Origin of the sequence: Caulobacter sp. 17J65-9, assembly GCF_010975005.1 — a bacterium.
Lineage (GTDB): Bacteria > Pseudomonadota > Alphaproteobacteria > Caulobacterales > Caulobacteraceae > 17J80-11.
This window is the reverse complement of record NZ_JAAIVC010000314.1, coordinates 1-1,016: the sequence shown is the minus strand read 5'-3', so window position 1 is coordinate 1,016 and position 1,016 is coordinate 1. Positions and strand designations below refer to the sequence as shown.

Here is a 1,016-nt window from a genome sequence, read left to right as displayed (position 1 = left end):
GGCCGGCCCGGCGTGCGGGGGGCTCCGCCGGGCCGACTTCTCCGCCGGCCACGCGCGCGGCGACGAAGACCGCCGCCGCCACCGCCGCCGCCGCCAGGGTCGCGTCGCGCAGGCCCGGCTCCATGCGATCACCCGATGCTGTCGTAAAGCGCGGTCAGGGCCGTCACCAGGCTGAGCACGACAGCGCCGATCGCGCTGGCCACGCAGGCGATGGCGGCCTGTTCGGCGACGACGGCGGCGCGCTTGAGGGTGGTGCGCAGGTCCTCCTCGTAGGTGTCGGCGACGACCTGGAACATCTCGGCCAGGACGCCCGAGCGCTGGCCCGCGCGCAGCAGGCTGACGTCGGTGGCGCTCAGCGCGCCGGCGGCCGCGAACGCCTCGGCGGGCGACTTGCCGGCCCGGAAGGCGACCGCCGCCTCGGCCAGGCTTCGCCGGAACCGGCCGTCGGGCAGGGAGGCGGCCGCCAGCTCCGCCGCTTCGAGCAGGCCGACGCCCGCGCCCAGCGAGAAGGCCATGATCCGCGCCCAGCCGGCCCGCTGGCGCTGGATCACGATCCGCCCCAGCCCCGGCACGCGGGCCAGGGCCTCGATCCCGGCCCGCCGGACGCCGGCGTCGGACAGGACGGCGGCCGTGACGGCGCAGGCTGCGGCGATGGTCGCGAGCACCAGCACGGCGTGCTGGTGGAAGCCTTCGCCCAGGCTCAGCACCAGGTTTTGCAGGCCGTCCACCTGGTCGCGGACCGGTCCCAGCATCTGCGCGAAGCGCGGCACCACCGCGTAGAACAGGAAGCCCACCACCAGCAGGCCCGCGCAGGTCAGGAAGGCCGGATAGGTCAGAGCGTCGGCGAACTCGCGCCGGGCGCGGGCCTCGGCCTCCACCTGCCGGGCCGCCTCGCCGAGCACGCGCGGCAGCTGGCCGCTGGCCTCGCCGGCGCGGATCAGGGCGTAGACGTGGGGCGGATAGCCGGGCAGGCCCTCGGCGACCGCGGCGGCGATCCGGTCGCCGCGCCGCAGGGC

At 77.1% G+C, this 1,016-nt stretch carries 1 protein-coding gene; it reads right to left on the bottom strand.

Annotation, left to right across the window (positions count from 1 at the left end; genetic code table 11):
- Positions 1-128: 128 nt before the first annotated feature.
- Positions 129-1,016: type II secretion system F family protein (locus tag G3573_RS21620; protein ID WP_163263681.1), on the bottom strand; the 888-nt coding region annotated here is incomplete at its 5' end.